At 64.9% G+C, this 24872-nt stretch carries 22 protein-coding genes and 3 tRNA genes; 16 read left to right on the top strand and 9 right to left on the bottom strand.

Going from position 1 to position 24872, the window contains the following annotated elements:
• The 10 genes from dnaA to B7495_RS00050 all read left to right on the top strand — a co-directional run bounded on the left by dnaA (position 1) and on the right by B7495_RS00050 (position 10942).
• Entirely contained in the window at positions 1 to 1422 is a 1422-nt protein-coding gene (gene dnaA / locus B7495_RS00005; protein WP_088454781.1) for a chromosomal replication initiator protein DnaA, read from the top strand.
• A gap of 365 nt (positions 1423 to 1787) precedes the next feature.
• Positions 1788 to 2936 (top strand): DNA polymerase III subunit beta, encoded by a 1149-nt coding sequence (gene dnaN / locus B7495_RS00010; protein ID WP_088454782.1) that lies wholly within the window; start codon positions 1788 to 1790, stop codon positions 2934 to 2936.
• Positions 2937 to 2979: 43 nt separating this feature from the next.
• Positions 2980 to 3867, top strand: coding sequence for a phosphogluconate dehydrogenase (NAD(+)-dependent, decarboxylating) (gnd, locus tag B7495_RS00015; RefSeq protein ID WP_088454783.1), 888 nt, complete (start codon positions 2980 to 2982; stop codon positions 3865 to 3867).
• 6 nt (positions 3868 to 3873) lie between these two features.
• Positions 3874 to 5067 (top strand): DNA replication/repair protein RecF, encoded by a 1194-nt coding sequence (gene recF, locus B7495_RS00020; RefSeq protein WP_088454784.1) that lies wholly within the window; start codon positions 3874 to 3876, stop codon positions 5065 to 5067.
• Positions 5060 to 5548 (top strand): DUF721 domain-containing protein, encoded by a 489-nt coding sequence (locus tag B7495_RS00025; RefSeq protein ID WP_088454785.1) that lies wholly within the window; start codon positions 5060 to 5062, stop codon positions 5546 to 5548. Before recF ends, B7495_RS00025 begins: the two co-directional genes overlap by 8 nt.
• 121 nt (positions 5549 to 5669) lie before the next feature.
• A complete protein-coding gene (gyrB, locus tag B7495_RS00030; RefSeq protein ID WP_088454786.1) occupies positions 5670 to 7649 on the top strand; it encodes a DNA topoisomerase (ATP-hydrolyzing) subunit B in 1980 nt (659 codons plus the stop codon).
• Between the two features lie 82 nt (positions 7650 to 7731).
• Positions 7732 to 10224, top strand: coding sequence for a DNA gyrase subunit A (gyrA, locus tag B7495_RS00035; protein WP_240632523.1), 2493 nt, complete (start codon positions 7732 to 7734; stop codon positions 10222 to 10224).
• Complete coding sequence (locus tag B7495_RS00040; RefSeq protein WP_088454787.1) at positions 10217 to 10624, top strand: DUF3566 domain-containing protein; 408 nt, start codon at positions 10217 to 10219, stop codon at positions 10622 to 10624. Before gyrA ends, B7495_RS00040 begins: the two co-directional genes overlap by 8 nt.
• Positions 10625 to 10708: 84 nt before the next feature.
• Positions 10709 to 10782, top strand: a tRNA-Ile gene (locus B7495_RS00045).
• 87 nt (positions 10783 to 10869) lie between these two features.
• Positions 10870 to 10942: transfer RNA gene (locus tag B7495_RS00050), tRNA-Ala, on the top strand.
• A gap of 245 nt (positions 10943 to 11187) precedes the next feature.
• On the opposite strand, the gene B7495_RS00055 is transcribed toward B7495_RS00050, so the two are convergent.
• A complete protein-coding gene (locus tag B7495_RS00055) occupies positions 11188 to 11724 on the bottom strand; it encodes a hypothetical protein (RefSeq protein WP_088454788.1) in 537 nt (178 codons plus the stop codon).
• 123 nt (positions 11725 to 11847) lie between these two features.
• Between B7495_RS00055 and B7495_RS00060 the strand changes: the two genes are divergently transcribed.
• Together B7495_RS00060 and B7495_RS00065 are read left to right on the top strand one after the other, a co-directional pair.
• Entirely contained in the window at positions 11848 to 12387 is a 540-nt protein-coding gene (locus B7495_RS00060) for a peptidylprolyl isomerase (protein ID WP_088454789.1), read from the top strand.
• A gap of 14 nt (positions 12388 to 12401) precedes the next feature.
• Positions 12402 to 13247: a rhomboid family intramembrane serine protease gene (locus B7495_RS00065; RefSeq protein ID WP_088454790.1), complete on the top strand. Its 846-nt coding sequence runs from the start codon at positions 12402 to 12404 to the stop codon at positions 13245 to 13247.
• A 150-nt stretch (positions 13248 to 13397) separates the two neighbouring features.
• On the opposite strand, the gene B7495_RS00070 is transcribed toward B7495_RS00065, so the two are convergent.
• Positions 13398 to 13640 (bottom strand): cell division protein CrgA, encoded by a 243-nt coding sequence (locus B7495_RS00070; RefSeq protein WP_088454791.1) that lies wholly within the window; start codon positions 13638 to 13640, stop codon positions 13398 to 13400.
• Between the two features lie 85 nt (positions 13641 to 13725).
• Between B7495_RS00070 and B7495_RS00075 the strand changes: the two genes are divergently transcribed.
• Genes B7495_RS00075 through B7495_RS00080 form a run of 3 tightly spaced genes read left to right on the top strand, consistent with a single transcriptional unit; the run spans position 13726 to position 15369 of the window.
• A complete protein-coding gene (locus B7495_RS00075) occupies positions 13726 to 14526 on the top strand; it encodes a class E sortase (protein ID WP_240632312.1) in 801 nt (266 codons plus the stop codon).
• Between the two features lie 46 nt (positions 14527 to 14572).
• Positions 14573 to 14734: a hypothetical protein gene (locus B7495_RS18965; protein WP_165787924.1), complete on the top strand. Its 162-nt coding sequence runs from the start codon at positions 14573 to 14575 to the stop codon at positions 14732 to 14734.
• The gene (locus tag B7495_RS00080; protein ID WP_088454792.1) at positions 14731 to 15369 is read left to right on the top strand and encodes an aminodeoxychorismate/anthranilate synthase component II; all 639 of its coding nucleotides are present in this window, start codon (positions 14731 to 14733) and stop codon (positions 15367 to 15369) included. The genes B7495_RS18965 and B7495_RS00080 overlap by 4 nt, the downstream gene beginning before the upstream one ends.
• Positions 15370 to 15473: 104 nt before the next feature.
• On the opposite strand, the gene pknB is transcribed toward B7495_RS00080, so the two are convergent.
• From pknB to B7495_RS00115, 7 genes are all read right to left on the bottom strand, one after another.
• Positions 15474 to 17105, bottom strand: coding sequence for a Stk1 family PASTA domain-containing Ser/Thr kinase (gene pknB, locus B7495_RS00085; RefSeq protein ID WP_240632313.1), 1632 nt, complete (start codon positions 17103 to 17105; stop codon positions 15474 to 15476).
• 146 nt (positions 17106 to 17251) lie between these two features.
• Positions 17252 to 18991 (bottom strand): protein kinase, encoded by a 1740-nt coding sequence (locus B7495_RS00090; protein ID WP_088454794.1) that lies wholly within the window; start codon positions 18989 to 18991, stop codon positions 17252 to 17254.
• Positions 18988 to 20439 carry a penicillin-binding protein 2 gene (locus tag B7495_RS00095; RefSeq protein WP_088454795.1) on the bottom strand — a complete coding sequence of 484 codons (1452 nt, stop codon included), beginning with the start codon at positions 20437 to 20439 and terminating at the stop codon, positions 18988 to 18990. Before B7495_RS00095 ends, B7495_RS00090 begins: the two co-directional genes overlap by 4 nt.
• Entirely contained in the window at positions 20440 to 21840 is a 1401-nt protein-coding gene (locus B7495_RS00100) for an FtsW/RodA/SpoVE family cell cycle protein (RefSeq protein ID WP_088454796.1), read from the bottom strand. It lies immediately after the preceding gene.
• A complete protein-coding gene (locus B7495_RS00105; protein ID WP_088454797.1) occupies positions 21824 to 23053 on the bottom strand; it encodes a PP2C family serine/threonine-protein phosphatase in 1230 nt (409 codons plus the stop codon). Before B7495_RS00105 ends, B7495_RS00100 begins: the two co-directional genes overlap by 17 nt.
• A 3-nt stretch (positions 23054 to 23056) precedes the next feature.
• Positions 23057 to 23650 carry an FHA domain-containing protein gene (locus B7495_RS00110; protein WP_088454798.1) on the bottom strand — a complete coding sequence of 198 codons (594 nt, stop codon included), beginning with the start codon at positions 23648 to 23650 and terminating at the stop codon, positions 23057 to 23059.
• Complete coding sequence (locus tag B7495_RS00115) at positions 23647 to 24393, bottom strand: DUF3662 and FHA domain-containing protein (RefSeq protein ID WP_088454799.1); 747 nt, start codon at positions 24391 to 24393, stop codon at positions 23647 to 23649. Before B7495_RS00115 ends, B7495_RS00110 begins: the two co-directional genes overlap by 4 nt.
• 216 nt (positions 24394 to 24609) lie before the next feature.
• On the opposite strand from B7495_RS00115, the gene B7495_RS00120 reads away from it, so the two are divergent.
• Positions 24610 to 24693, top strand: a tRNA-Leu gene (locus B7495_RS00120).
• Positions 24694 to 24872 lie beyond the last annotated feature (179 nt).

Here is a 24872-nt window from a genome sequence, read left to right on the forward strand (position 1 = left end):
ATGCCAGACGGGGAACAGCCCATCAGCGAGACATGGCGGTCAGTTCTGACCATTCTGGAGTCGGACGACACGGTCACTCCGATGCTGTACGGCTTCCTGAACCTGGTCGAGCCCAAAGGCATCGCGGCCGGCACCTTCTACCTGGAAGTCCCGAACGAGTTCACCGCGAGCATGCTCAACGTGCGCATGCGGGTTCCCCTTCTCACGGCCATGGGCCAGCTCAGCGAATCGGTCGCGGTCACCACGTTCTACGTCGTGGTCAATCCCGAGCTCGAGCAGGAGTCCCTGCGCCCGGTTCAGGAACCCATCGAACGCCAGCCTGACATCGAGACGCCGGCCACGCCGCAGTCGGTTTTCGAAAGCACTCCCCCTGAGCGCCCCCACGACACCCGGCTGAACTCCAAGTACAGCTTCGACAACTTCGTCATCGGACAGTCCAACCGGTTCGCACATGCCGCGGCCGTCGCCGTGGCCGAGGCTCCGGCCAAGGCGTACAACCCGCTCTTCATCTACGGTTCCTCCGGCCTGGGCAAGACCCACCTGCTGCACGCCATCGGCCACTACGCGATGAGTCTGTATCCGGGCATCCGTGTGCGCTACGTCAGTAGCGAGGAATTCACCAACGACTTCATCAACTCGATTGCCAACAACCGCGGCTCCGCCTTCCAGAACCGGTACCGCAACATCGACATCCTGATGATCGACGACATCCAGTTCCTGCAGGGCAAGGCGGAGACCCAGGAAGCGTTCTTCCACACCTTCAACACCCTGCACGATCACAACAAACAGGTCGTCATCACCAGCGACCTGCCGCCGAAGGCCCTCACCGGGTTTGAAGACCGCATGCGGTCGCGCTTCGAGTGGGGCCTGATCACGGATGTCCAGGCTCCTGACCTGGAGACCCGCATCGCGATCCTCCGCAAGAAGGCGCAGAGCGAGAAGCTGCAGGTTCCGCACGACATTCTCGAGTTCATGGCGTCGAAGGTGTCGTCGAACATCCGTGAACTCGAGGGCACCCTGATCCGGGTCACCGCGTTCGCGAGCCTGAACCGCACCCCGGTGGACATGAACCTCGTGCAGACGGTGTTGAAGGACGTGATCACCCTCGACGAGGACAACGTGATCGCTCCGGTGGACATCATCACGAACACCGCGGACTACTTCAAGCTCACCGTCGACGACCTGTACGGTTCGTCACGTTCGCAGGCTGTGGCCACCGCACGACAGATCGCAATGTACCTGTGCCGGGAACTGACGAATCTCTCGCTCCCCAAGATCGGCCAGCTGTTCGGCAACCGCGACCACACGACGGTGATGTACGCGAACAAGAAGATCAGCGAGCTCATGAAGGAACGCCGATCCATCTACAACCAGGTGACGGAACTGACAAACCGCATCAAGCAGGATCACCGTTACAAGTAAGAGAAAATTTTTTTGTGTTTCGTACCTGTGGATAACCCTGTGGAAACTGCCCGGACAACTTGGCACAATCTGTAGAAACGCACGGCTCGCTTGTGAAAACTCGGAATTACAGAAACAAGTTCGTGTCATTCATTGGGCTTACCGCTCACAGGGCGTCCACAAGTTACAAGTTTGTAGTTCCCAGTCGCTGAGCGCTATCCACCGAGTTATCCACAGTTTCCACAGCGGTTAAGAAGATTAACAATTAACTTCATTAGCTCCAGGTCCAACAACCTTTACTCGCCGAGGCTCACAAGAAATGGGCAGCGGATAAACCCGACTAGCATTGAGGCCGTATCCAGGTCTCCACCGACAGGAGTGACTTCGTGAGATTTCAGGCCAATCGGGATGTCTTCAGCGAAGCCGTATCTTTCGCTGTCAAGCTCCTTCCCCAACGCACCACCCTGCCCATTTTGAGCGGCGTCTTAATCGAAGCGACAGAGACCGGCCTGATCCTGTCCTCGTTCGACTACGAAGTGTCGGCCCAGACCGAGATCGCCGCCGATGTCGAAGAGACCGGCAAGGTGCTCGTCTCCGGACGCCTTCTGGCCGAGATCGCCAGCCGGATGCCGAACGCTCCGGTGCGGTTTTCCACCAACGAGTCCCGGATCACCGTGAGCTGCGGTACCGCGAACTTCACCCTCCTGTCTATGCCGGTAGAGGAATATCCAAGTATTCCCCAGGTCAGCGCCCAATCCGGCCTGGTACCCGCCGAGGAATTCGCCGCGGCAGTCTCGCAGGTCGCTGTCGCCGCATCCCGCGATGACGTCACCCCGGTGATCACCGGCGTACAGCTGCAGATCACCGAGAACAGCATCAGCCTCGTAGCCACCGACCGTTACCGTGTCGCCGTTCGCGAGATCGACTGGGACCCGGGAGCCAACCAGGCCCAGGAACCGATCACGGCCCTGGTGCCGGCACGGACCCTGCAGGAGGTCGGTAAGACCTTCGGCCACAGCGGCACGATCTCGGTGGCCATCACCAACACCGACGACCGCGAACTGATCGCCTTCACCGCGGACAAGAAAACCGTCACGTCGCTACTGATCAAGGGCAACTACCCGCCGGTGCGTCGCCTGTTCCCGGACAACGTCGACAACTACGCCGTGATGAACACCGCCGAACTGATCGAGGCCACCCGCCGCGTGCAGCTGGTGCTGGAGCGGGAGGCGGCCCTGCGGTTCAGCTTCACGTCCGACGGTCTCACCCTCGAGGCCATCGGCTCGGAGCAGGCCCAGGCCTCTGAGACCATCGACGCGATCCTCGCCGGCGGCGACACCGTCGTCTCTCTCAAACCGCAGTTCCTGCTGGACGGCCTCGGCGCCGTGCACTCCGAGTTCGTGCGCATCTCTTTCACCAAGACCGAGAACCCCAACAAGCCGGGACCCGTGCTCATCACGAGCCAGACGTCGCGCGAGCAGCCGGGCGCCGACAGCTACCGGTACCTGCTGCAGCCGAATCTGCTCCTGCGCTAAGCCGCCGGCCTCACCAGCACGACACGAACCACGAAGGACTGCCATGCACATCGGAATCGTCGGCCTGGGCAAAATGGGCGCCAACATGCGCGACCGCCTGCGCGCCGCCGGTCTGACCGTCACCGGCTACGACCGCAATCCCGAGGTTTCCGACGTCGCCGGCACCGCCGAGCTGGTCGAGGCGATCCCGTCTCCCCGGCTGGTCTGGGTCATGGTTCCGGCCGGAGCCATCACCACCGCGGTGATCGCGGACCTGGCCACGAAGCTCTCCCCCGGCGACCTGGTCATCGACGGCGGCAACTCCAGGTTCACCGACGACTTCACCCATGAAGCGCTGCTCGCCGAAAACGGGATCCACTACGTCGACGCCGGTGTTTCCGGTGGGGTCTGGGGTCTCACCAACGGATTCGGCCTCATGGTCGGCGGTTCCGCCGCCGATGTGGAAACGGCCATGCCGGTCTTCGACGCGCTGCGTCCGGAGGGCCCGCGCGAGGAAGGCTTCGTGCACGCCGGCAAGGTCGGCGCCGGTCACTACGCCAAAATGGTGCACAACGGCATCGAATACGCGCTGATGCAGGCCTATGCCGAGGGCTACGAACTGCTGGAGAAGCGCGACGACCTCATCCAGGATGTGCCCGGCATTTTCACGGCCTGGCAGCGCGGCACCGTCGTGCGGTCCTGGCTGCTCGAACTCCTGGTGCGTGCCCTCAAGGACGACCCGCAGCTGGGCGACATCGAAGGCTACGTCGAAGACTCCGGCGAGGGACGCTGGACCATCGAAGAAGCCATCAACAATGCCGTTCCGGTGCCCGCGATCAGCGCGTCGATCTTCGCCCGGTTCGCCTCCCGCCAGGATGATTCCCCGGCCATGAAGGCGGTGGCCGCGCTGCGCAACCAGTTCGGTGGGCATGCCATAAAGAAGGCAGACTGATCCCGAGTGCGGGTCACACACCTCTCCCTCACTGACTTCCGCAACTATGCGCAAGCCGAAGTCCCGTTCGGCCCCGGACCCAACCTGATCGTCGGCCGAAACGGCCAGGGCAAGACAAATCTGGTCGAGGCGCTCGGATTCCTCAGCACCCTGAGTTCGCACCGGGTGTCCCAGACCGGGGCGATGGTGCGCTCCGGCGCAGAGTCCGCGATCATCCGCGCACGCCTTGAGTACAACGGCCGGGACATCCTCGCTGAGGTGCAGATCAACCGGTCCGGACTCAACCGGGCCCAGATCAACCGGTCGGTCATCAAGACCCGGGAACTTCCCCGCTATTTCTCCAGCGTGCTGTTCGCACCGGAAGACCTTGCCCTGGTGCGCGGCGACCCGTCCGGTCGTCGACGATTCCTCGACCAGTTGCTGGTGTTGCGGAGCCCCAGGCTCTCCGGGGTGCTTGCCGACTATGACCGGGTGCTGAAACAACGCAATACCCTGCTCAAGTCCGCCAGGGCCTCCGGTTTGAAGACCACCCAGCTGGGCACCCTCGATATCTGGGACGAACGGCTGGTGGCACTGGGCTCCGAGATCATCGATGCCCGCGCGGATCTGGTGGCTGAGCTGATGCCGCCGCTGCAAAAGGCGTACAAATCGGTTGCCGGCGCGGATCACGGGCCGAACCTGGTCGCGTCGCTGAGCATTCTCGGTGCCGATGAGGAAGCCGACGAGACCGCCTCCCCCGCCGCAGCTTCGCCGAGTGCGAGCTCCGGTTCCGCGACGGCCGACACCTTCCGCACCGCGCTGGCCGGTCTGCGGCGCAAGGAACTGGACCGCGGAATGACCCTGGCCGGACCGCACCGTGACGATCTGGTCTTCGAACTCAACAATCTGCCGGCCAAGGGCTATGCCAGCCACGGCGAATCCTGGTCCTTCGCGCTTGCACTCAAACTCGCGTCGGCTGAGCTGCTCCGACGAGATTCCTCCAGTGGTGACCCGGTGCTGATCCTCGACGATGTGTTCGCCGAGCTCGACCAATCTCGCCGCCGGCGCCTCGCCGAAGCCGTCACCGGCTACGAACAGGTTCTGATCACGGCCGCCGTCTTCCAAGACGTCCCTGCGGTGCTCGCTGCCCACGCCATCCACATCCACGCCGGCGCCGTGGTCGCTGCGCCCGAGGCCGAGAGCGGGACGGTCCGTGGCTGAACACAGTGAAGCCGCCAAGGTCTACCTCCGGTTCAAGGATGTCTTCGGCGACCCGAACGCCAAGCGAACCCGCGCCAGGCGCAAGGCCAGCCCTCAAATCGGGTCCAGCGTGCCGTTCGGCGCCGGCCGGGACCCGCGGGGACTGGGCGAAACCATTAATTCGCTCACCGCGCAGCTGGGCTGGAATTCACCGATGGCCCAGTCGGACCTGCTCGGGTCCTGGATCGAACTCGCCGGTGAGGAAACCGCGAAACACTCCACCCCGGCCGGTATCGACGAGGGCATCCTGACCGTGCACTGCGAGTCGACGGCGTGGGCAACCCAGCTGCGCATGATGCGGGTGGAAATCATGACTCAGATCATGCAGAAGTTCCCGGATGCCGGCATCGCCGCAATTCGTTTTCAAGGACCCAACGCCCCCTCCTGGAAAAAGGGTCCCAGATCAATCCCAGGGCGTGGTCCACGCGATACCTATGGCTAGGTAGCCAAAACAGGTCACCCTTACGAATAAAACGCGTCAAACGGCGGTTTTGGCCGTTGGGGCTTGGGGTGTTTGGTAGGCTGAGGGGTCGCCTGTGCGACGGTCAGGAGCCCAATTTCACATGACAATTGAACCGAAAACTGAGCCGGAGCAGCACGCTTACGGCGCAGAAGACATCCAGGTTCTCGAAGGCCTCGAAGCTGTTCGCAAACGACCCGGAATGTACATCGGTTCAACCGGTCCACGCGGTCTGCACCACCTGGTCTACGAGATCGTCGACAACTCCGTCGACGAGGCCCTGGCCGGCTATTGCGACACCATTGACATCCGTATTCTTCCCGATGGCGCCGTGCGCGTGCAGGACAACGGTCGAGGTATCCCTGTCGATATCCACAAGGCGGAAGGCAAGTCCACCGTCGAGGTCGTCCTGACCGTGCTGCACGCCGGTGGAAAGTTCGGGGGCGGCGGTTACGCGGTCTCCGGAGGACTCCACGGCGTCGGCAGCTCGGTGGTCAACGCGCTCTCCAGCCGCCTCGAGGTCGAGGTGCGCCGGCAGGGCCATGTGTGGCGCCAGAGCTTCCACAACGGTGTGCCCAACGAGTCACTGCACCAGGACGAGGTCTCCGACGAGACCGGGACCACGATCACCTTCTGGCCGAGCTCGGAGACCTTCGAGACGACGGTCTTCGACTACGAAACCCTGCGCGCGCGCTTCCAGCAGATGGCTTTCCTCAACAAGGGTCTACGCCTCACGCTCACCGACGAGCGTGCGGACAGCCTGGACGCCGAGGACAAGCCGCTCAGCAACAGCTTCATGTACGAGCAGGGCCTGATGGACTACGTGGCCTACCTCAACCGGGCCAAGAAGGCCGAACTGGTCAACGAGGAGATCATCTCCTTCGAGTTCGAGGACACCGAGAAGAAGATCGCCCTCGAAGTGGCTATGCAGTGGACCACCGCGTACACCGAGAGCGTGCACACCTACGCGAACACCATCAACACCCACGAGGGCGGTACCCACGAAGAGGGCTTCCGTGCGGCGCTGACCACCCTGGTGAACAAGTACGCGCGGGAAAAAGGCATCCTGAAGGAAAAGGACGACAACCTCTCCGGCGACGACGTGCGCGAAGGCCTCACCGCCGTCGTCTCGATCAAGCTCGCCGAACCGCAGTTCGAGGGCCAGACCAAGACCAAGCTGGGCAACACCGAGGCCAAGGCATTCGTGCAGCGGGTCGTCGGCGACCAGCTTTCCGACTGGTTCAACCGCAACCCGGTTCAGGCCCGCGAGATCATCCGCAAGTCGCTGCAGGCCGCGACCGCCCGGATGGCCGCTCGCAAGGCCCGCGAGACCGCCCGACGCAAGGGCCTGCTCGAGGGTGGCGGCATGCCGGGCAAGCTCAAGGACTGCCAGAGCAAGGACCCCGCCGCCTCAGAGATCTTCATCGTGGAGGGCGACTCGGCCGGCGGCTCCGCCGTGCAGGGCCGCAACCCGGAGACCCAGGCGATCCTGCCCCTGCGCGGCAAGATCCTCAACGTGGAGAAGGCGCGCCTGGACCGTGCCCTCGGCAACGCCGAAGTGCAGGCGATGATCACGGCGTTCGGCGCCGGCATCGGTGAAGACTTCAACCAGGACAAGGTGCGCTACCACAAGATCGTGCTGATGGCCGATGCCGATGTCGACGGCCAGCACATCACCACCCTGCTGCTCACCCTGCTCTTCAGGTACATGCGTCCGCTGATCGACCTCGGCTACGTGTACCTCGCGCAGCCGCCGCTGTACCGACTCAAGTGGTCCAACTCCGCCCACGAGTACGTGTACTCGGATGCGGAGCGGGACGCCCTGCTCGCCGACGGCGCGGCCGCCGGCAAGCGGATCCCCAAGGACAACGGCATCCAGCGCTACAAGGGCCTGGGTGAGATGGACTACAAGGAGCTGTGGGAAACCACGATGGCTCCCGAGTCCCGCACCCTGCTCCAGGTGACCCTGGACGACGCGGCAGCCGCCGACGAGATTTTCTCCACCCTGATGGGCGAAGACGTCGAATCCCGACGCAACTTCATCCAGAAGAACGCGAAGGACGTGCGTTTCCTTGACATCTGACGACACCACAGGCACCACGCCGGAAGCCCCCGACGCGGCCAGCGTCGCGGCAGCTGCCGCGCACCTCACCCAGCACGGCAAGATCGACCAGGTCGACCTGCAGCTGGAAATGCAGCGTTCCTACCTCGACTACGCCATGAGCGTCATCGTCGGGCGCGCATTGCCGGACGTGCGTGACGGCATGAAGCCCGTGCACCGCCGCGTGATCTACGCCATGTACGACGGCGGCTACCGCCCCGACAAGGCGTTCTCCAAGTGCGCCCGCGTGGTCGGCGACGTGATGGGCCAGTTCCACCCGCACGGTGACTCCTCGATCTACGACGCACTCGTGCGCCTGGTGCAGCCGTGGAGCCTGCGGTACCCGCTGGCCCTCGGCCAGGGCAACTTCGGCTCCCCCGGCAACGACGGCGCCGCCGCCCCGCGATACACCGAAACCAAGATGGCTCCGCTGGCCCTCGAAATGGTCCGCGACATCGACGAAGACACCGTCGACTTCCAGGACAACTACGACGGCCGGACCCTCGAGCCCACGGTGCTGCCCGCCCGCTTCCCCAACCTGCTGGTGAACGGCTCCGTCGGCATCGCCGTCGGTATGGCCACCAACATCCCGCCGCACAACCTGCGCGAGGTCGCCGCCGGCGCCCTGTGGTATCTCGAGAATCCCGACGCCAGCCGCGAAGAGCTGCTCGAAGCGCTGATCCAGCGCATCAAGGGCCCTGACTTCCCCACCGGCGCGCAGATCCTGGGCATCAAGGGCATCCAGGACGCCTACCGCACCGGACGTGGCTCGATCACGATGCGCGCCGTGGTGAGCATCGAGGAACTGCAGGGTCGCACCTGCCTGGTGATCACCGAACTGCCGTACCAGGTGAACCCGGACAACCTGGCGATCAAGATTGCCGACCTGGTCAAGGACGCCAAGATCACCGGCATCGCCGACATCCGCGACGAGACCAGCGGCCGTACCGGTCAGCGCCTCGTTATCGTGCTCAAGCGCGACGCTGTGGCCAAGGTCGTGCTGAACAACCTCTACAAGCACACCCCGCTGCAGGAGAACTTCGGCGCGAACATGCTCGCGATCGTCGACGGCATCCCGCGCACCCTGGCCCTGGACGGCTTCATCACCGCCTGGGTGTCGCACCAGATCGACGTCATCGTGCGCCGTACCCAGTTCCGGTTGAACAAGGCTGAGGCGGATGCCCACATCCTGCGCGGCTACCTCAAGGCGCTCGACGCGCTCGACGAGGTCATCGCCCTGATCCGCCGCTCCCCCACCGTGGACGACGCCCGTGAGGGTCTGATGGACCTGTTGACGGTCGACAGGCTCCAGGCCGACGCCATCCTGACGATGCAGCTGCGCCGCCTTGCCGCTCTCGAGCGACAGAAGATCATCGACCAGGCCGCCGAACTCGAATTGCAGATCGTCGAATTCAAGTCGATCCTGGCCAGCCCCGAGCGTCAGCGCACCATCGTGAGCACCGAGCTCGGTGAGATCACCGATAAGTTCGGTGACGACCGCCGCACCGAGATCATGTTCGGCTTCGACGGCGACATGTCGGTCGAGGACCTCATCCCCGAAGAGGAGATGGTGGTCACCGTCACCCGCGGCGGCTACATCAAGCGCACCCGCAGCGACAACTACCGCAACCAGCACCGCGGCGGCAAGGGCGTCAAGGGCGCCCAGCTGCGCGCCGACGACGTGGTCGAGCACTTCTTCGTCACCACGACCCACCACTGGCTGTTGTTCTTCACGAACACCGGCCGGGTCTACCGGGCCAAGGCCTATGAAGCTCAGGAATCCGGTCGGGACGCCAAGGGCCAGCACGTGGCCAACCTGCTCGCGCTGCAGCCGGGCGAGGAGATCGCCCAGATCCTGGACATCCGGGACTACGGCGTGGCCCAGTACCTCACCCTGGCCACCCGTGACGGCCTGATCAAGAAGACCGCGCTCAGCGAGTACGACACCAACCGCACCGGCGGCATCATCGCGATCAAGCTGCGCGAGGGCGACGAACTCGTCTCCGCGCTGCTCGTCGACGAGGATTCCGATCTGCTGCTGGTGTCGAAAAAGGGCATGTCCATCCGGTTCACCGCCTCCGACGAGGCGCTGCGCCCGATGGGCCGCAGCACCTCCGGCGTGATCGGTATGCACTTCCGTGGCCAGGACACCCTGTTGGACGCGTCCGTGGTCTCCGACGACGGGTTTGTGTTCGTCGTCACGGAGGGCGGCTACGCCAAGCGCACCGCCGCCGACCAGTACCGCCTGCAGAACCGCGGCGGACTGGGCATCAAGGTGGCCAAGTTGAACGATGACCGCGGCGATCTGGTCGGTTCTCTCATCGTCGACGAGGAGGACGAGGTTCTTGTGGTCCTTGCCAGTGGCAAGGTGGTACGCTCTGACGTCGCCGAAGTGCCGGCCAAGGGCCGGGATACCATGGGCGTCGTTTTTGCAAAGTTCGCGACCGAAGATCGAATCATCGCCATCGCGAAGAACACCGAACGCAATCTGGTCGCCCTCGAAATCGAGGCGGCCACCGAGATTGGTTCGGGGAAAGTAGAATCAGCAGATGAGTAGTGTTGCCGAGAAACTGGCCAAAAAGTCGAGTCGGGGTGCAATGTCGTCCAAGCAGGTACGTCTGAAGCTCGTGTACATCGACTTCTGGTCGGCCGTCAAGCTGTCCTTCCTGATCGCCGTGTGCCTGGCCGTGGTGACCATCGTCGCCACGTTCCTCACCTTCACGGTCCTCAATGGAACCGGCATCTTCACCCAGATCGACGCCCTGTACACGGATATCGCCGGGAGCGCGTCCGAGCTCACGACGATCCTGTCGATCGGCAACGTGATGGGCTTCGCCGTGGTCGTCGCCGTCATCAACACCGTCGTCGTCACCGCGCTGGGCGCAATCTTCGCCGTACTGTACAACCTGAGCGTCAAGGTCACCGGAGGCCTGCTCGTCGGATTCACCAACAACTGACGGATGTGTGCCCAATCGATGGTCGCTTGCGGCCTCGATTGGGACTTTTCGCCAGTTTCCGTTAGTCTGAAACCTGCCCAATGGGGGGATATAGCTCAGTTGGTTAGAGCGCTTCGCTGATAACGAAGAGGTCCCAGGTTCAAATCCCGGTATCCCCACGCAGTACCTCAACACCGTGTCCGTAAACACCGTGTACTTCATAGCCTTACATCTCCGCCAGATTCTCACCCGTGAAGATCCGGTTCGGGGCCATAGCTCAATTGGTAGAGCGCCTGCTTTGCAAGCAGGAGGTCCGGGGTTCGATTCCCCGTGGCTCCACAGAAGAAAACCCCCAGTCGGCACTGCCGGCCGGGGGTTTTTTGATTGTCCCCTCTTCGAGCCCCGCCAGTGGGCTTCAGTGGGCCTCTGTACACCGCAGGATGCGCTCGGGCCACCCGCATCCATGCCGGCATGCGCGTCCGCTCACACCAGCACCCAGCGCCGTTGAAGGTATGGTCGGGCGAAGGAGCACAAAAGAGGGCCCCCGTCGTATGACGGGGGCCCTCTTCGGTAAAGTGCCGGAGCTAGATGTCCGAGGACTTCTCGATCGGCGAGTCAAGCAGCGACTCGTCTTCGGAGACCCACAACTCATCGTCGGCACGGAAGGTCTGCCAAATGGCGTAGGCGACCCCGGCGGCGGCAGCGATGCCGACTCCGATGGCGATGTACGTGCCCGCGCCCAGACCCTGCTTCTCAATCACGACGGGCTTCTGGAAGCGAACCCGGTTGAGAGCGGCGATGCGCGCGTCCTTGGCGATATCCCCCACTGACATGACAGTGCCCAGTGCGGTTCCGATCCCCGGCAGAACCTTGTCAGTGACCTGGTGGCGAACTCCACCGGCAAAATCTTGGGTAGCGTGCACGCCGGGGAGCAGGTAGTGCTCGTATCCCTGGCGAACGCGGGGTACAACTTCTTCACGAGTGAGCACACCAGCCTGACGGCCGGCTTCACGTGCAATCTCGTTGGCGCGGTCGAGAACTTCCTGCTGATTACTCCACAGTTCGTCCGCGCTCTTGCGCAGACGAGTGAGTTCCTTTCGGCGCTTGCGTGACAGGCTCATCTGGACCCTCCATCGTTTCTTGTGGTGAACACTGCCCATCTTGCCACTGAATACCCTGTGAGCGCTCTGAATGCCTGACGGGCATACGGATTCGGATAAAGCTGCTGTGCAAGAATTGTCCCTATGTCTAAGCACACTGCCGTCGCCACGCTCAATACCACCCTCGGACCCATCAAGGTCAACCTCTTCGGGAACCACGCTCCGAAGACCGTCAAGAACTTCGTCGGCCTCGCCACCGGCGAAATCGAGTGGAAGCACCCGGCCACGGGAAAGACCTCCAACGACCCGCTGTACAACGGCACCGTCTTCCACCGCATCATCAAGGACTTCATGATCCAGGCCGGCGACCCGCTGGGCCAGGGCACCGGCGGACCCGGCTTCCAGTTCGACGACGAGATCAACCCCGAACTCGACTTCACCCAGCCGTACGTCCTCGCCATGGCCAACGCCGGCATCCAGGGCGGCCGCGGCACCAACGGTTCGCAGTTCTTCATCACCGTCGTGCCCACCACCTGGTTGCAGGGCAAGCACAGCATCTTCGGCGCCGTCGAGGACGAGGCGTCCCGTGCGATCGTCGAGCAGCTTGCTGCCGTGCCGACCGATGGCCGCGACCGTCCGCTCACCGACGTCGTCATCGAGAGCATCACCGTCGAGCAGGTCTAGGACCACCCCCGCTCATGAGCCTGCCCGGAACCGCCGCCAACTTCTGTTACCGGCATCCGGGCAGGCAGAGTTTTATCCTCTGTCAGCGCTGTGGACGCACCATCTGCCCCGAGTGCCAGACCCAGGCCGCCGTCGGTGTCATCTGCCCCGAGTGCATGCGCGAGCAACGCCAGAGCGCGCCCCGCACCAAGTCGGCCGCCCGCACCCGGCTCGGCCGCATGACCGCTGCCGGCGAGCCGGTGGTCACCTATTCGATCATCGCCCTGACTGTCGTGGTTTTCCTGCTGCAGCTCGTTCCCGGGCTCGATGTCACCAACCGGCTGCTCTACGCCGGCCTGTACTCCTACCCGGTCGCCTTCGAACCGTGGCGAATGCTGACCAGCATTGTTGTGCACTCCACGGGGTTCTTCTTCCACGTGCTCCTGAACATGTACACCCTGTGGATCTTCGGCCAGATCCTCGAGCGGATGCTCGGACGCGGCCGATTCCTCACGCTCTACCTGCTCAGCGGCCTGGCCGGTTCACTGGGCGTGCTGTTCCTGGCCGACCCGCGCGTGGCCGTGGTGGGCGCCTCCGGGGCGATCTTCGGCCTGATGGGCGCGTTCCTGGTCATCCAGCGAAAGCTCGGCGGCAACGCCACCCAACTGTTGATCCTGGTGGGGATCAACCTGGTGATCGGCTTCCTGCCCGGGCTCAACGTCGCCTGGCAGGCCCACGTGGGTGGTCTCATCGGCGGTGCCGTCATCGGCCTGATCTACGTGCAGACCCGCCAGCGCAGTAAGCGGACCCTGCAGTTGGCCCTGATCGGCGGTTTCGCTGCCCTGCTTGTCGCCTTGAGCCTGACCAAGCTGTTCGTCTAGGCGGCCCGGCGACTGAGTTTCCCCAGGGTTATCCACACCCCGGGAGAAAGTTATCCACAGGAGTTTCCACATTGGGGATAATTACACTGATGTAATTGACTACCCGAACGGGTGGTTAATTCACGCGGAACGGGTGGTGAACAACCGGGCTCAGCGCCAGCGGGTGGTCATCAGGAAGCCGATGAAGGCGATCCCGAAACCGACGAGGATGTTCCACGATCCGAACGCTGCGACGGGTAGGGCGCCCTGGCTCACGTAGAAGACGATGATCCAGGCCAGCCCGATGAGCATGAAACCGAACATCACGGGCTTGAACCAGACGGCGTTCGGGGCTTCCTCGCCCGCGCGGGCCTCGGGGCGGGCGGGCTTGGTTCGGGGATTTGTGCGTGCCATGCCTGCGATTCTAGCGTCACAGCCTGCGCGGGCCTGCCGGAACTGTCGGCAGATCACCATGTGCGCCCCGATTAGAATCGACTGCATGACCGAGTCGGCCAAGACCGAAGTTGCGGCCCTGCGCGGGCGGAGAGCCCTTCGCGGGCCGAGGGCGCGGGTGCGCCCCCGGGTGAGCGTGTTCGGCGTCCTCGGTGAACTGCTGATCACGGGCGGCGTGCTCGTGCTGCTCTTCCTGGGTTGGCAGCTCTGGTGGAACGACGCCGTGATGGCTGCCTCCCAGTCGCGTGCGGCGGAGTCGATCAGCCAGGGCTGGGTCGAAGACGTCAAGCCAGACCCGGCACCGGCTCCGGCTGCCGAGACGGGATTCGGCGATCCCGTGGTTGCGACGGCCCCCGGTGATCAGACGGCCTTCGCCGTGCTGTACGTGCCGCGCTTCGGCGACACCTACAAGCGCACCATCGCCGAGGGCATCGGCACCAATGTACTGAACAGCCCCGACCTCGGCATCGGCCACTACCCGGGCACCCAAATGCCCGGGGAGGTGGGTAACTTCGCGATCGCCTCCCACCGCAGCGCCAATGGCGGCGGGATGCACCTGATCAACGAGCTGCAGCTGGGCGATGCGATCTACGTGCAGACCGCCGACGGCTACTACACCTACAGGTTCCGCGACATGGAGTACGTGCCGCCGAGCGCCGTCGAGGCCATCGCACCGGTCCCGCACAACCCTGACGGCACACCGGTGGATCGGCTGATCGCCCTCACCACCTGCAACCCGCTGTTGTCCACCGCTGAACGGATCATCGCCTACGGTGTGTTCGAGTCCTGGCAGCCAACCTCGGCAGGGCCGCCGGCCGAGCTGGCGACTCTGCTCCCGGCCGCTTAGCGGCCCCTCCCTCCACCCGCGACACAGAAGACCGAAGGAACATCCGATGTACGCAGCAATCTGGCGCCTGATGCCCGGACCGGTCTGGGTGCGCATCCTGCTCGTTCTGGTGCTCCTGGCCGCGGTGCTCTATTCCCTCGCCACCTGGGTATTTCCCTGGGTCGACACGATGGTCAACAACCAGGAAGTGACGGTGGGCGTCCCATGACCCGCATCCTTGTAATCGACAACTACGACAGCTTCGTCTACACCCTCAACGGATACCTGCGGGAGCTGGGCGCCGAGACCGAGGTCGTGCGTAACGACGCCTTCCCGGCAGCGGATGTGGCCGCCCGCCTCGCCGAGTTCGACGGGGTGCTCGTCTCCCCCGGCCCCGGCAAGCCGTCCGACGCCGGGGTATCGATCGCGGCGGTGGAAGCGGCCCTCGCGACCAATCAGCCGTTGTTCGGGGTGTGCCTGGGCCACCAGGCCATCGCCGAGGCCTTCGGTGCGACAGTCACCAACGCCGAAGAGCTCATGCACGGCAAGACCTCGCAGATCACTCACGACGGCAGCGAGTTCTACGACGGGGTGCCCCAGCCCTTCACGGCCACCCGGTACCACTCCCTGGCCGTGGTGGACGGAACCGTCCCCAGCGATCTGGTAGTGACCTCGCGCACCCAGGGCGGAGTGATCATGGGACTGCGGCACGTCTCGGCGCCGATCCTCGGGGTGCAGTTCCATCCGGAGTCGGTGCTGACGGAGGGGGGCTACCTGATGGTGGCCAACTGGCTGGCGCTGGCCGGCCTGCCCGATGCGCGCGAGACGGCCAAGCACCTCACCCCGATGCTCAAGCTCAACTGACGGCTCCGCGGCCTCAGGTGGTCCGGACAGGATCGAGGGCGTGCCCAGTGCAGGTCGAGCCTGTCGAGACCCGGTGAGACGGCCTGCGCGGCATTGGCGGCTGGTTAGCCGGCGCAGTAGATCAGGACGACCTCAGACTTCTGCGGCACATCGCCGGGTGGCAGCGACTGCTTGGTGACCGGTGAGCCGTCGGCGCTGTCACAGGTGTAGTCGGGCTCGAGCTCCAACTCCAGTTGTGTGTTGTCGGATTGCAGGAGCGCGGTGGCCGCGGTGAGGGCCTGGCCGACGACGTTGGGCATGGTCACCAGGCCGCTGGACACCGTGAAGTCCACCGTGGAGCCGACCGGCGTCTTCTCTTCCGGAGCCGGGATGGTCTTCAGCACGATGCCCTCCGGAACGTCCGGAGAGTTCTCGGTGGTCACCGAGCCAGACACGAAGCCGCGTTCGGTGAGGAACGGTTCGGCCGCAGCGAACGGCTGCGTGGTGGTATCCGGCATATCGACAAGCTCAGCGCCAGACGACACGTAGACCTTGACGACGGTGGCCGGCGGTGCGATGGTGCCGGACGGCGGATCGGTGCGGATGACCTCGTCCTTGGCCACGGTGGGACTGCTCTCTTCGGCCTTCGTGGCGGCGAGATCCAATTCCAGCAAGGCATCCTGAGCGTCGTCGTAGCTGAAGCCGGTGAGGACCGGAACCCGGCGTGACGTGTCGGGCAGGTTGTTGCTGGGGGTGAGACTCAGCGCCCAGAACATCACGGCGATGACGATGACGATGACACTGACGATGCCGGCCCAGATCCAGATCACCGGGGGGCGACGCTGGGTACGGTCCATGGTCTGGTCTTCGGCAAGCTGTTTGAGGGCGAGCTCCGAACTCGATTCCACCTCTGGAGGCGCGCCGAACAGGCCGCCGGCGACATCGTCCGCCGGGCGTTTCACGGGAATGTGGCCGGCGCCGGCCGTTTCGACGTCGTTGCGGAACTCGACGGCGCTCTGGTAACGGCCGAAGCGGTCCTTGGCCAGGGCGTGTACCACTACGGTATCCAGCGCGGGGGACACCTTGGGGTTGATGGAGCTGGGCTTGACCGGGGCTTCGCTGACATGCTGGTACGCCACGGCGACGGGGGTGTCGCCCCGGAACGGTGGGCGGCCCGTAAGCATTTCGAAGAGCACCACACCGCTGGAGTACAGGTCGGTGCGGGCATCCACCGACTCGCCCTTGGCCTGCTCGGGGGAGAAGTACGAGGCGGTGCCGAGGATGGCGGTGGTCTGGGCGACCGTCGTGGCGGAGTCGGAGATGGCCCGGGCGATACCGAAGTCCATCACCTTGACCTGGCCGGCCTTGGTGATCATGATGTTGCCGGGCTTGATGTCCCGGTGCACCACACCGGCACGGTGCGAGTACTCCAGGGCGGTCAGGACCCCGTCGATGATGCGCACGGCCTCGACGGAGTCGATCGGACCCTCACGGATGATGTCCTTGAGCAGACGCCCGTCGACGAACTCCATGATGATGAACGGGATCTGCGATTCGTTGCCGTTGTCCTCGGTGATGGTTTCTTCGCCGGCGTCGAAGACCCGAACGATCGTCGGGTGCGCCATTCGCGCGGCGGCCTGGGCTTCTTGGCGGAACCGGGTGCGGAAGGCGGGGTCCGCGGCGAGGGAGGACTTGAGGAGCTTGATGGCCACCGTGCGGCCGAGCCTGGAGTCGGTGCCGATGTGCACGTCGGACATGCCTCCGCGGCCGATCGACGCCCCCACGCGGTATCGACCAGCAAGCAGACGGCCCTCATCACTCAATGCAAAACTCCCTGCTCGCGGACAATGTTGATCATTTTAGTCAAGATCCGGTGGGCACCGGGGGGCGCCCACCGGTGCACCTACCCTGCAGGCGTGGTGGGGGTCGGGACGGGCACAACCGGCGCCGTCACGGTGACCGTGCTGGCGCCCGAGTAGTCGGAGGCCGTCTCGCCGCAGAAGTACCGGAACTTCACGGTGAAGTTTCCGGTGCCCGCCGTGACGGTGGTCGTGGTCGTGTCCGGCCCGGTGCGAGCGGGGGAGGAGACCCCGTTGCCCTCGGCGAGCAGCTCGTAACCGGAGAGCTCCTGGCCGGCCGGGCAGGACTGCCCCGGCCAGGTGACCGTGACGGTACCGGCGGGAGCGACGGTGGACGGCGTGGCCGACGGCGTGCCTGAGGGCGCGTCGGGGAGCGCGGGAATGAAGTCGGAATAGACCCGCACCTCGATCGGCGTGCCCTCGGCGACCCGACCCGTGGGGTTGATCCCGTAGACCCTGTCGACCTGGTCGGCGTCGGGGGCAGCCTTGTCCGCCACCACGTTGGCGCTGAGACCGAGCTCGCTGAGCCGGTCCCGTGCCTCAGAGCTGGTCATACCGAGGAACTCGTTCTGGTCGAGTTCCACCATGTTGGTGGACGGCGTTGGTGTCGGCGTGGGCGTGGTCTTGGGCGGAGTCGGCGTCTGGGAGGTTACCGTGGGTTCCGGTTCCGGCGTGGCGGCGGGCTGCATGAACAGCGTGACCAGGGTACCGACGAGAACCAGACCGAGGATGGAGATGAGCGCCACCAGCGGCCAGGTCCAGGGACTGCGCTTCTTCTTTTTCTTGGGATCCGCTGCGGCTGCCGCGGCGGCCGCCTCAGCGCGGGTGCCCGGCTGTGTCACACCGGACGCTGACGGCATCAACTGGGTGGTCTGGTCGTTGCCGGCACCGGGCATCAGCATGGTGGCCGCTGTGGGCGTGAGGCCCGTCATGACGGCCGGTACGGATGCGGCAGCGGCCGCGACGTCACCGCGGCGGAGCGCGATGGCGGCACGAGCCAGGTGCGCCGCCGAGGCGGGGCGCTCGGCTGGGTTCTTGGCCAGGCAGGAGATCACCAGGTTACGGACCGGCTCCGAGACCGTTTCGGGCAGGGGCGGTGGTTGCTCGTTGATCTGAGCCATCGCGATCGCCACCTGGGACTCGCCCGTGAACGGGCGCCGGCCGGCGAGGCTTTCGTAGGCGACGATGCCCAGGGAGTAGATATCGGTGGTCGGCGAGGCCGAGCGTCCGCTCGCCTGTTCGGGCGAGAGGTACTGCACCGTGCCCATGACCTGGCCGGTCGCGGTGAGGGGAACCTGGTCGGCGATACGTGCGATGCCGAAGTCGGTGATCTTGACGCGGCCCTCTGGGGTGATCAGCAGGTTGCCCGGCTTGATATCGCGGTGCACGAGCCCGGCCGCGTGCGCGGCATGCAGGGCGGCGGCGGTCTGCGCGACGATGTCGAGGACCTTGTCGGCGGGCAGCGTGTGCTCGCGTTCGAGGATCGTGGAGAGCGCCTCACCGGGCACCAGCTCCATGACGAGGAAGGCGCTGCCGTCTTCTTCGCCGTAGTCGAAGACGTTGGCGATGCCCTCGTGGTTCACCAGGGCGGCGTGCCGGGCCTCAGCGCGGAAGCGCTCGAGGAATCCAGGGTCGCCAAGGTACTCGTCCTTGAGGATCTTGATGGCGACTGTGCGCCCGATCACCAGGTCGACGGACTGCCAAACCTCGCCCATACCGCCGATGGCGATGCGGGATTGCAGCTCGTATCGTCCCCCGAAGGTGAGCCCTGCTGTGGGTCTCATTTATTCAGCACCGCCTCTAGTACCTGTTTCGCTATCGGTGCGGCAAGCAAGTTGCCGTACCCCGTCTGACCGAGTCCCCCGCCATCTTCGATGAGAACGGTGATCGCGTATTGCGGGTCTGCCGCGGGGGCGAATCCGGTGAACCACAGTGTGTATGGGTCATCGGCGCCGTTCTCCGCAGTCCCCGTTTTTCCCGCCACGTCGACTCCGTCTATTCTTGCATTGCTCGCGGCCCCGTCCTGGACCCCGTTGACCATCATCTGGGTCATGGTCGCCGCGGTTTCGGCGCTGAGCACCCGGTCGGCGGCGACGGGTTCGAAGGCCTGCAACGGGCTGAGGTCCGGTGCCAGGATCTCATCGACCAGGTTGGGCTGCATTTCGATACCTCCATTGGCGATCGTCGCTGAGACCAGCGCCATCTGCAGTGGTGTGGCGCGCACGCTGGTCTGGCCGAAAGCCGACAGGGCAGTCTGCGCGTCGTCGGGGTCTTCGGGATACTCACTGGCGGTGACCGACAGGGGGATGGTGAATTCGGAGTTGAAACCGAACTTCTCCGCCATGGCGCGGATGGCGTCATCGCCGAGCGCCAGGCCGAGCTCGGCCATGGGGATGTTGCAGGACAGTTTGAGCGCCGTGGCGATGGTGACGGTGTCGCCCGAACCGCAGGTGCCGCCGCCGGAGTTGATCACGACGGAGCTGGAATTGGGCAGCGTCCAGGTCGCCGGGTTCGGGAACGTGCTCTCCGGGGTGTACTGACCCGATTCCAGGGCCGCGGCCACCACCACGAGCTTGAACACCGAACCGGGCGGGTTGAGCGAATTGATGGCCCGGTTGATCAGCGGGTTGCCCGGAGCGTTGACGAGGGCGTCGTAGGTGTCGTTGACCGCGGCACTGTCGTGCACGGCGAGGGTGTTGGGGTCGTAGCTCGGCTTGGACACCATCGCGAGCACCCGGCCGGTTTTGGGCTCGGTGACGACGACGGAGCCGGTGTTGTCGCCCAGCGCATCCCAGGCGGCCTGCTGCGCGACCGGGTCGATGCTGGTCTCGACCGAGGCGCCCGTGGGGTCCTGGCCGGTGACCAGGCTGGAGACCTGGTCGAAGAACTGCGCATTCGAGGTGCCGCTGAGCTCGCCGTTGAGGGCCTGCTCCAGCCCGGTGGGCGCACCGTTGACCGGGATGAAGCCGGTGATCGGGGCGTAGAGCAAGCCGTTGCTGTAGGTGCGCTGGAACTTGTAGTTGTCGTCGACCGGCATCGACTGGGCGATCGGCTCGCCGCCGGCGAGGATCGCGCCGCGCTCGACGGAGTAGCTGTCGAGAAGGGTGCGGGTGTTCCGGTCATCCGCCGCGAGGTTATCGGCCTGGAAGACCTGCACGACGGAGGTTGATCCGAGCAGGGCGGCGAACATGAGCATCACGACGATGCTCACGCGCTTGAGTTCACGATTCATCTAGACCACCAGCCGAGGTTGGTTGCGCACAGTGTCGGACAATCGCAGCAGCAGGGCCACGATGATCCAGTTGGCGACGAGGGAGGAGCCACCGGCGGCCAGGAACGGGGTGGTGAGGCCGGTGAGCGGGATGACACGGGTGACACCGCCGATGACGATGAAGCACTGCAGGGCGATGACGAAGGAGAGTCCGACGCCGAGAAGCTTGCCGAAGTCGTCTTGACCGGCGAAGCCGATACGGAAGCCGCGGGCGACCAGGAGCAGGTACAGGGCCAGGATCGCGAAGACGCCGGCCAGGCCGAGTTCTTCGCCGAGGCTGGCGATGATGTAGTCGCTCTGGGGGACCGGGGTGAGTTCCGGACGGCCCTGGCCGAGGCCGGTGCCGATCAACCCGCCCTTGGCGAGGCCGAAGAGACCCTGAACGAGCTGGTAACTGCCGCCGGCTGCGTCGTAGACGGCCGGGTTGAGCGCATCCAGCCAGTTGGTGAACCGGCCGTTGACGTACTCGAGGGTCTGGCTGGCGATGAGGGCCCCACCGAGGAACAGGCCCATGCCCAGCAGCACCCAGCTGAGCCGGCCGGTGGCGAGGTAAAGCATCACCAGGAACAGTCCGAAGTACAACAGGGCTGTGCCCAGGTCGCGCTGGAAGATGATGACCGACATGGACAGGGCCCAGACGACCAGGATCGGGCCGAGGTCGCGCAGACGCGGGAAACGCATTCCCAGGAACTTTTTGCCGACCATGGAGAGGCTGTCGCGGTTGCGCACGAGGTAGCCGGCGAAGAACACGGCCAGGGCGATCTTGGCGATCTCGCCGGGCTGGAAGGTGGCGAACGAGCCGAAGCCGATCCAGACCCTGGCACCGCTGACCTCGCGGCCGAGACCGGGAACCAGCGGCAGCAGCAACAACAGAACGCCGACAAAGCCGGCGACGTAGGTGTACCTGAACAGCACGCGGTGGTTGCGGATGATGAGGAGCACGGCGATGGCGAGGGCGATGGCCAACCCGCTCCACACGGTCTGCCGCACGGCGGCGCTGGCCCAGCCGGCCTCCTCGTTGGCGATATCGATGCGGTAGATCATCGCGATGCCGATGCCGTTGAGCAGGGTGGCGATGGGCAGGATGAACGGGTCGGCTTCCCGCGCGACAAAACGCAGCACGATGTGCATCGCGAACACCAGGCCGGACAAGCTCGCGCCCAGGAGCACCAGGGTGGTGTCGATCTGGCCGAGTGCGCCCAGCTGCACGAGCACGACGGCGCCCAGGTTGATGCCGCAGGCGAGGATCAGCAGAAACAGCTCGAGATTGCGCAGCTTCTGAGGCAGGTGCAACCGGCGGATTTTGCCGGTCTGCGGGGCCGCCTCGCGGGCATCCGAGGTCGTTTTACTCTGCCGGGGCATTGCTCAACCGTTCCACGATGAGTTTGGCGTCTTCCAGGGATGACGCGTTGATGGTGCGCTCCACCAGCTGGCGGTCGTAGACGCGCAGCTGGTTCAGCTCCAGGTTGGTGTCTTCGTAGACGCTGGAGAGTTTAAGCGGGCCCAGATCCTGCTGGATGCCCTGGTAGATCGCGACGGTGCTGCCTTCGACGCCGACGAAGTACCGGCTCTGCGTCCACTGGTAACCCAGCAACGCGGCACCGACGATGGTCACGATCAGCAGCACGATGGCGGCCAGCCAGGTGACCTTGCGGCGTGTGGCGCGTCGCGCGTCTTCCTCGATGAGTTCGGACAGGTAGTCCTGGGAGTCGGGTTCGAAGTGGGTTTCCCGCACGGGGTGCAGTCGCAGCGAAGGGATGCGGGGTGCGCGGGTGCGCACCGGCTCCTCACCGAACGCCAGCGGCGCCGCGGCGGAGCCGACCACGATCGGCTCACCCAGTCGTTCTCCGCCGGAACCGATGTCGACGACGACGATGGTGACGTTGTCTGGCGCGCCGCCGTCCAGGCTCTCCTTGACCAGGCGGTCGGCAACGGCCTGCGCGTCGAGCGAGGATCGGAGGGCGTTGCCGATGCCCGTGTTCGACACCACGCCGCTCAGCCCGTCGGAACAGATCAGCCAGCGGTCGCCCGCCCGGGTGGCCAGGATCGAGGTGTCGATCTCCGGAGAGGACTCGACGTCGCCGAGCACCCGCATCAGCACCGACCGGCGCGGATGCACCATGGCTTCGGCCTCGGTGATGCGACCGCTGTCGACGAGGCGCTGCACGAAGGTGTGGTCGGTGGTGATCTGCGACAGCTCACCGTCCCGGAACAGATAGATCCGGGAATCACCGATGTGCGCGATGGCGACCTGGTCATCGAGCACCACGAGGGCGCTGACGGTGGTGCCCATGCCGGTGAGTTCGGCGTGCTCGAAAACAGTCTCGGCCAACTGCGAGTTCGCGGCGATCAGCGCAGCCTGGAGCGCGAACTCGGCGTCCTGAGCCGACAGGTAGGCCGTGTCGGCCTCCATGATGCGCTTGGTGGCGATGGCCGACGCCACGTCACCACCGGCGTGTCCGCCCATGCCGTCGGCCACGACGAACAGGGTGTGTCCCGCGTACCCGGAGTCCTGGTTGTTGGACCGAATCTTGCCAACGTTGGACGCGGCTGCGCTGTGACTAACCGATGCCATGCACTACCGCCGAAGCTCGAAGCTCGTCGCGCCGATTTTCACGGTGGCGTTCAGCGGCACCGACGTTGGCACGGCAACACGTTTGCCGTCGAGGAAGGTGCCGTTGGTGGAATCCAGGTCCTGCACCATCCAGTCGTCATGCCACAGCATCAGCCGTGCGTGGTGGGTGGAGGTGTAGTCGTCCCGGATGACCAGGCTCGAATCGCTGGACCGGCCGATGGTGACCGGCTCGGTGCCGAGCGGGAACTCGGTGCCGGCCTTGGGTCCGGAGGTGATGACCAGGCGGGTGGCGGTCTGCGCGGTGGCCTTCTCTGGCCCGGCTTGCGGAAGCGGAGCGGCCTGCTGGCGGGAGAACTGCTCGGTGGGAGCGGAGGCCGAGGCCGCCGGGGGCTGCGCGAACGCTCCGGCGGGTACCGGCGCGGGTGGCGGGGTGGCGAAGGGTACGGGTGCCGCTGCGGGCGCATCCGTGGACATCTTGCGCACTCGCTGGCCGAACAGGTCACTGCGGAGGGCGTAGACGATGCCGAAGATGAACAGCCAGAGCACCAGCAGGAACGCCAGGCGCAGGACAAGAAGGGTCAGTTCACTGGGATTCATGCGTTCGGCCCCCAGAAACCGCCCATATCGTGCCGTTGGGTGGACTCGTCGACCCGGCGGGCCTCGGTTCTGTCGGTGCCGGCCTGGGCGACGACCCTGAAGACGATGCTGGTGCGCCCGATGGTGATGACCGAGTCGGGCTCGAGGATGGCCTGTTTGACGGGGGAGCCGTTCAGCTGGGAGCCGTTGGTGGAGCCGAGGTCGCGTACCTGGGCGCGGGCGCCGTCCCAGATGATCTCGACGTGGCGGCGGGAGGTGCCGGTGTCGTCGATGGTGATGTCGGCGTCCGAGCCGCGGCCGATCACCGTGCGGGACTTGACGAGCTGATGACGGTGCCCGTTGATGTCAACGACCGGGGTCCAGGCCACGCTGCCGTTGACGGAGGTGGAATCGATCTGCACCATGCCCTCGCTGAGGCCGGGGTCGTTGGCGAACGTGATCGAGACGACGCCGGTGAACTGATAACCCTGCGAGGACGCGTGCTGCTGCACGAGCTGGACGAGTTCGTCGATGAGGGCGGGGCCCAGATCTCTCATGCGGCCGAAGTCGGCCTGGGCCAGGCGCACGGTGAAGCGATTGGGCGCCAGGATACGATCCCGCGACACGACCGCGGCTTTGGTGTCGAGCTCACGACGCAGCGCTGAGGTGATCTCCACCGGCTGCACGCCCGACTTGAAGGTCTTGGCGAAAGCGCCGTTTACGGCGCGCTCAAGACCTTTCTCAAAGTTATCCAGTATGCCCACAGGTCTCCCGATCCGGTCCGTTTGGCTATGAGCATGTTACTTGCCTCACGTGTTAACTCGCCCAATGGGCGGGTCAGGGCACGGGAAGTCATCCTACGGGGGTAGTGCGGTCAGACCACTAACGGGGGGCATTCCGCGGGTCTGGGGCAGGCTGAGTCGGGGCGGAAGCCCTCGAATGGCGTTCAGGCCCTGCGGAATGCTAGGATTTCAAAGTTCGCGCGAGTGGCGGAATTGGCAGACGCGCTGGCTTCAGGTGCCAGTGTTCGAAAGGACGTGGGGGTTCAAGTCCCCCCTCGCGCACAGTGAAAAAGTGCACGATGGATGAATAATCTGCGCGAACAGGAAAGGCCCCCGGGAAACCGGGGGCCTTTCGTCATTCTCGGTGGTGCATACGGAACTGCACTCGCTGTCACGCTCTCACCGGATTCACCAGTTCTGGTTCTCAATGGCATCGGTGAGTGTTGTTGTACTTCTGCACC

It is taken from the genome of Cryobacterium sp. LW097, assembly GCF_002205495.2.
GTDB classification, from domain to species: domain Bacteria; phylum Actinomycetota; class Actinomycetes; order Actinomycetales; family Microbacteriaceae; genus Cryobacterium; species Cryobacterium zongtaii.

Excerpts from the sequence above, each read along its gene's own strand:
- dnaA (WP_088454781.1), top strand. The coding sequence starts at position 1 with ATGCCAGACGGGGAACAGCCCATCAGCGAGACATGGCGGTCAGTTCTG.
- gnd (WP_088454783.1), top strand. The coding sequence starts at position 2,980 with ATGCACATCGGAATCGTCGGCCTGGGCAAAATGGGCGCCAACATGCGC.
- gyrB (WP_088454786.1), top strand. The coding sequence starts at position 5,670 with ATGACAATTGAACCGAAAACTGAGCCGGAGCAGCACGCTTACGGCGCA.
- B7495_RS00040 (WP_088454787.1), top strand. The coding sequence starts at position 10,217 with ATGAGTAGTGTTGCCGAGAAACTGGCCAAAAAGTCGAGTCGGGGTGCA.
- B7495_RS00055 (WP_088454788.1), bottom strand. The coding sequence starts at position 11,724 with ATGAGCCTGTCACGCAAGCGCCGAAAGGAACTCACTCGTCTGCGCAAG.
- B7495_RS00060 (WP_088454789.1), top strand. The coding sequence starts at position 11,848 with ATGTCTAAGCACACTGCCGTCGCCACGCTCAATACCACCCTCGGACCC.
- B7495_RS00065 (WP_088454790.1), top strand. The coding sequence starts at position 12,402 with ATGAGCCTGCCCGGAACCGCCGCCAACTTCTGTTACCGGCATCCGGGC.
- B7495_RS00070 (WP_088454791.1), bottom strand. The coding sequence starts at position 13,640 with ATGGCACGCACAAATCCCCGAACCAAGCCCGCCCGCCCCGAGGCCCGC.
- B7495_RS00075 (WP_240632312.1), top strand. The coding sequence starts at position 13,726 with ATGACCGAGTCGGCCAAGACCGAAGTTGCGGCCCTGCGCGGGCGGAGA.
- B7495_RS18965 (WP_165787924.1), top strand. The coding sequence starts at position 14,573 with ATGTACGCAGCAATCTGGCGCCTGATGCCCGGACCGGTCTGGGTGCGC.
- B7495_RS00080 (WP_088454792.1), top strand. The coding sequence starts at position 14,731 with ATGACCCGCATCCTTGTAATCGACAACTACGACAGCTTCGTCTACACC.
- pknB (WP_240632313.1), bottom strand. The coding sequence starts at position 17,105 with ATGTCCGACGTGCACATCGGCACCGACTCCAGGCTCGGCCGCACGGTG.
- B7495_RS00090 (WP_088454794.1), bottom strand. The coding sequence starts at position 18,991 with ATGAGACCCACAGCAGGGCTCACCTTCGGGGGACGATACGAGCTGCAA.
- B7495_RS00095 (WP_088454795.1), bottom strand. The coding sequence starts at position 20,439 with ATGAATCGTGAACTCAAGCGCGTGAGCATCGTCGTGATGCTCATGTTC.
- B7495_RS00100 (WP_088454796.1), bottom strand. The coding sequence starts at position 21,840 with ATGCCCCGGCAGAGTAAAACGACCTCGGATGCCCGCGAGGCGGCCCCG.
- B7495_RS00105 (WP_088454797.1), bottom strand. The coding sequence starts at position 23,053 with ATGGCATCGGTTAGTCACAGCGCAGCCGCGTCCAACGTTGGCAAGATT.
- B7495_RS00110 (WP_088454798.1), bottom strand. The coding sequence starts at position 23,650 with ATGAATCCCAGTGAACTGACCCTTCTTGTCCTGCGCCTGGCGTTCCTG.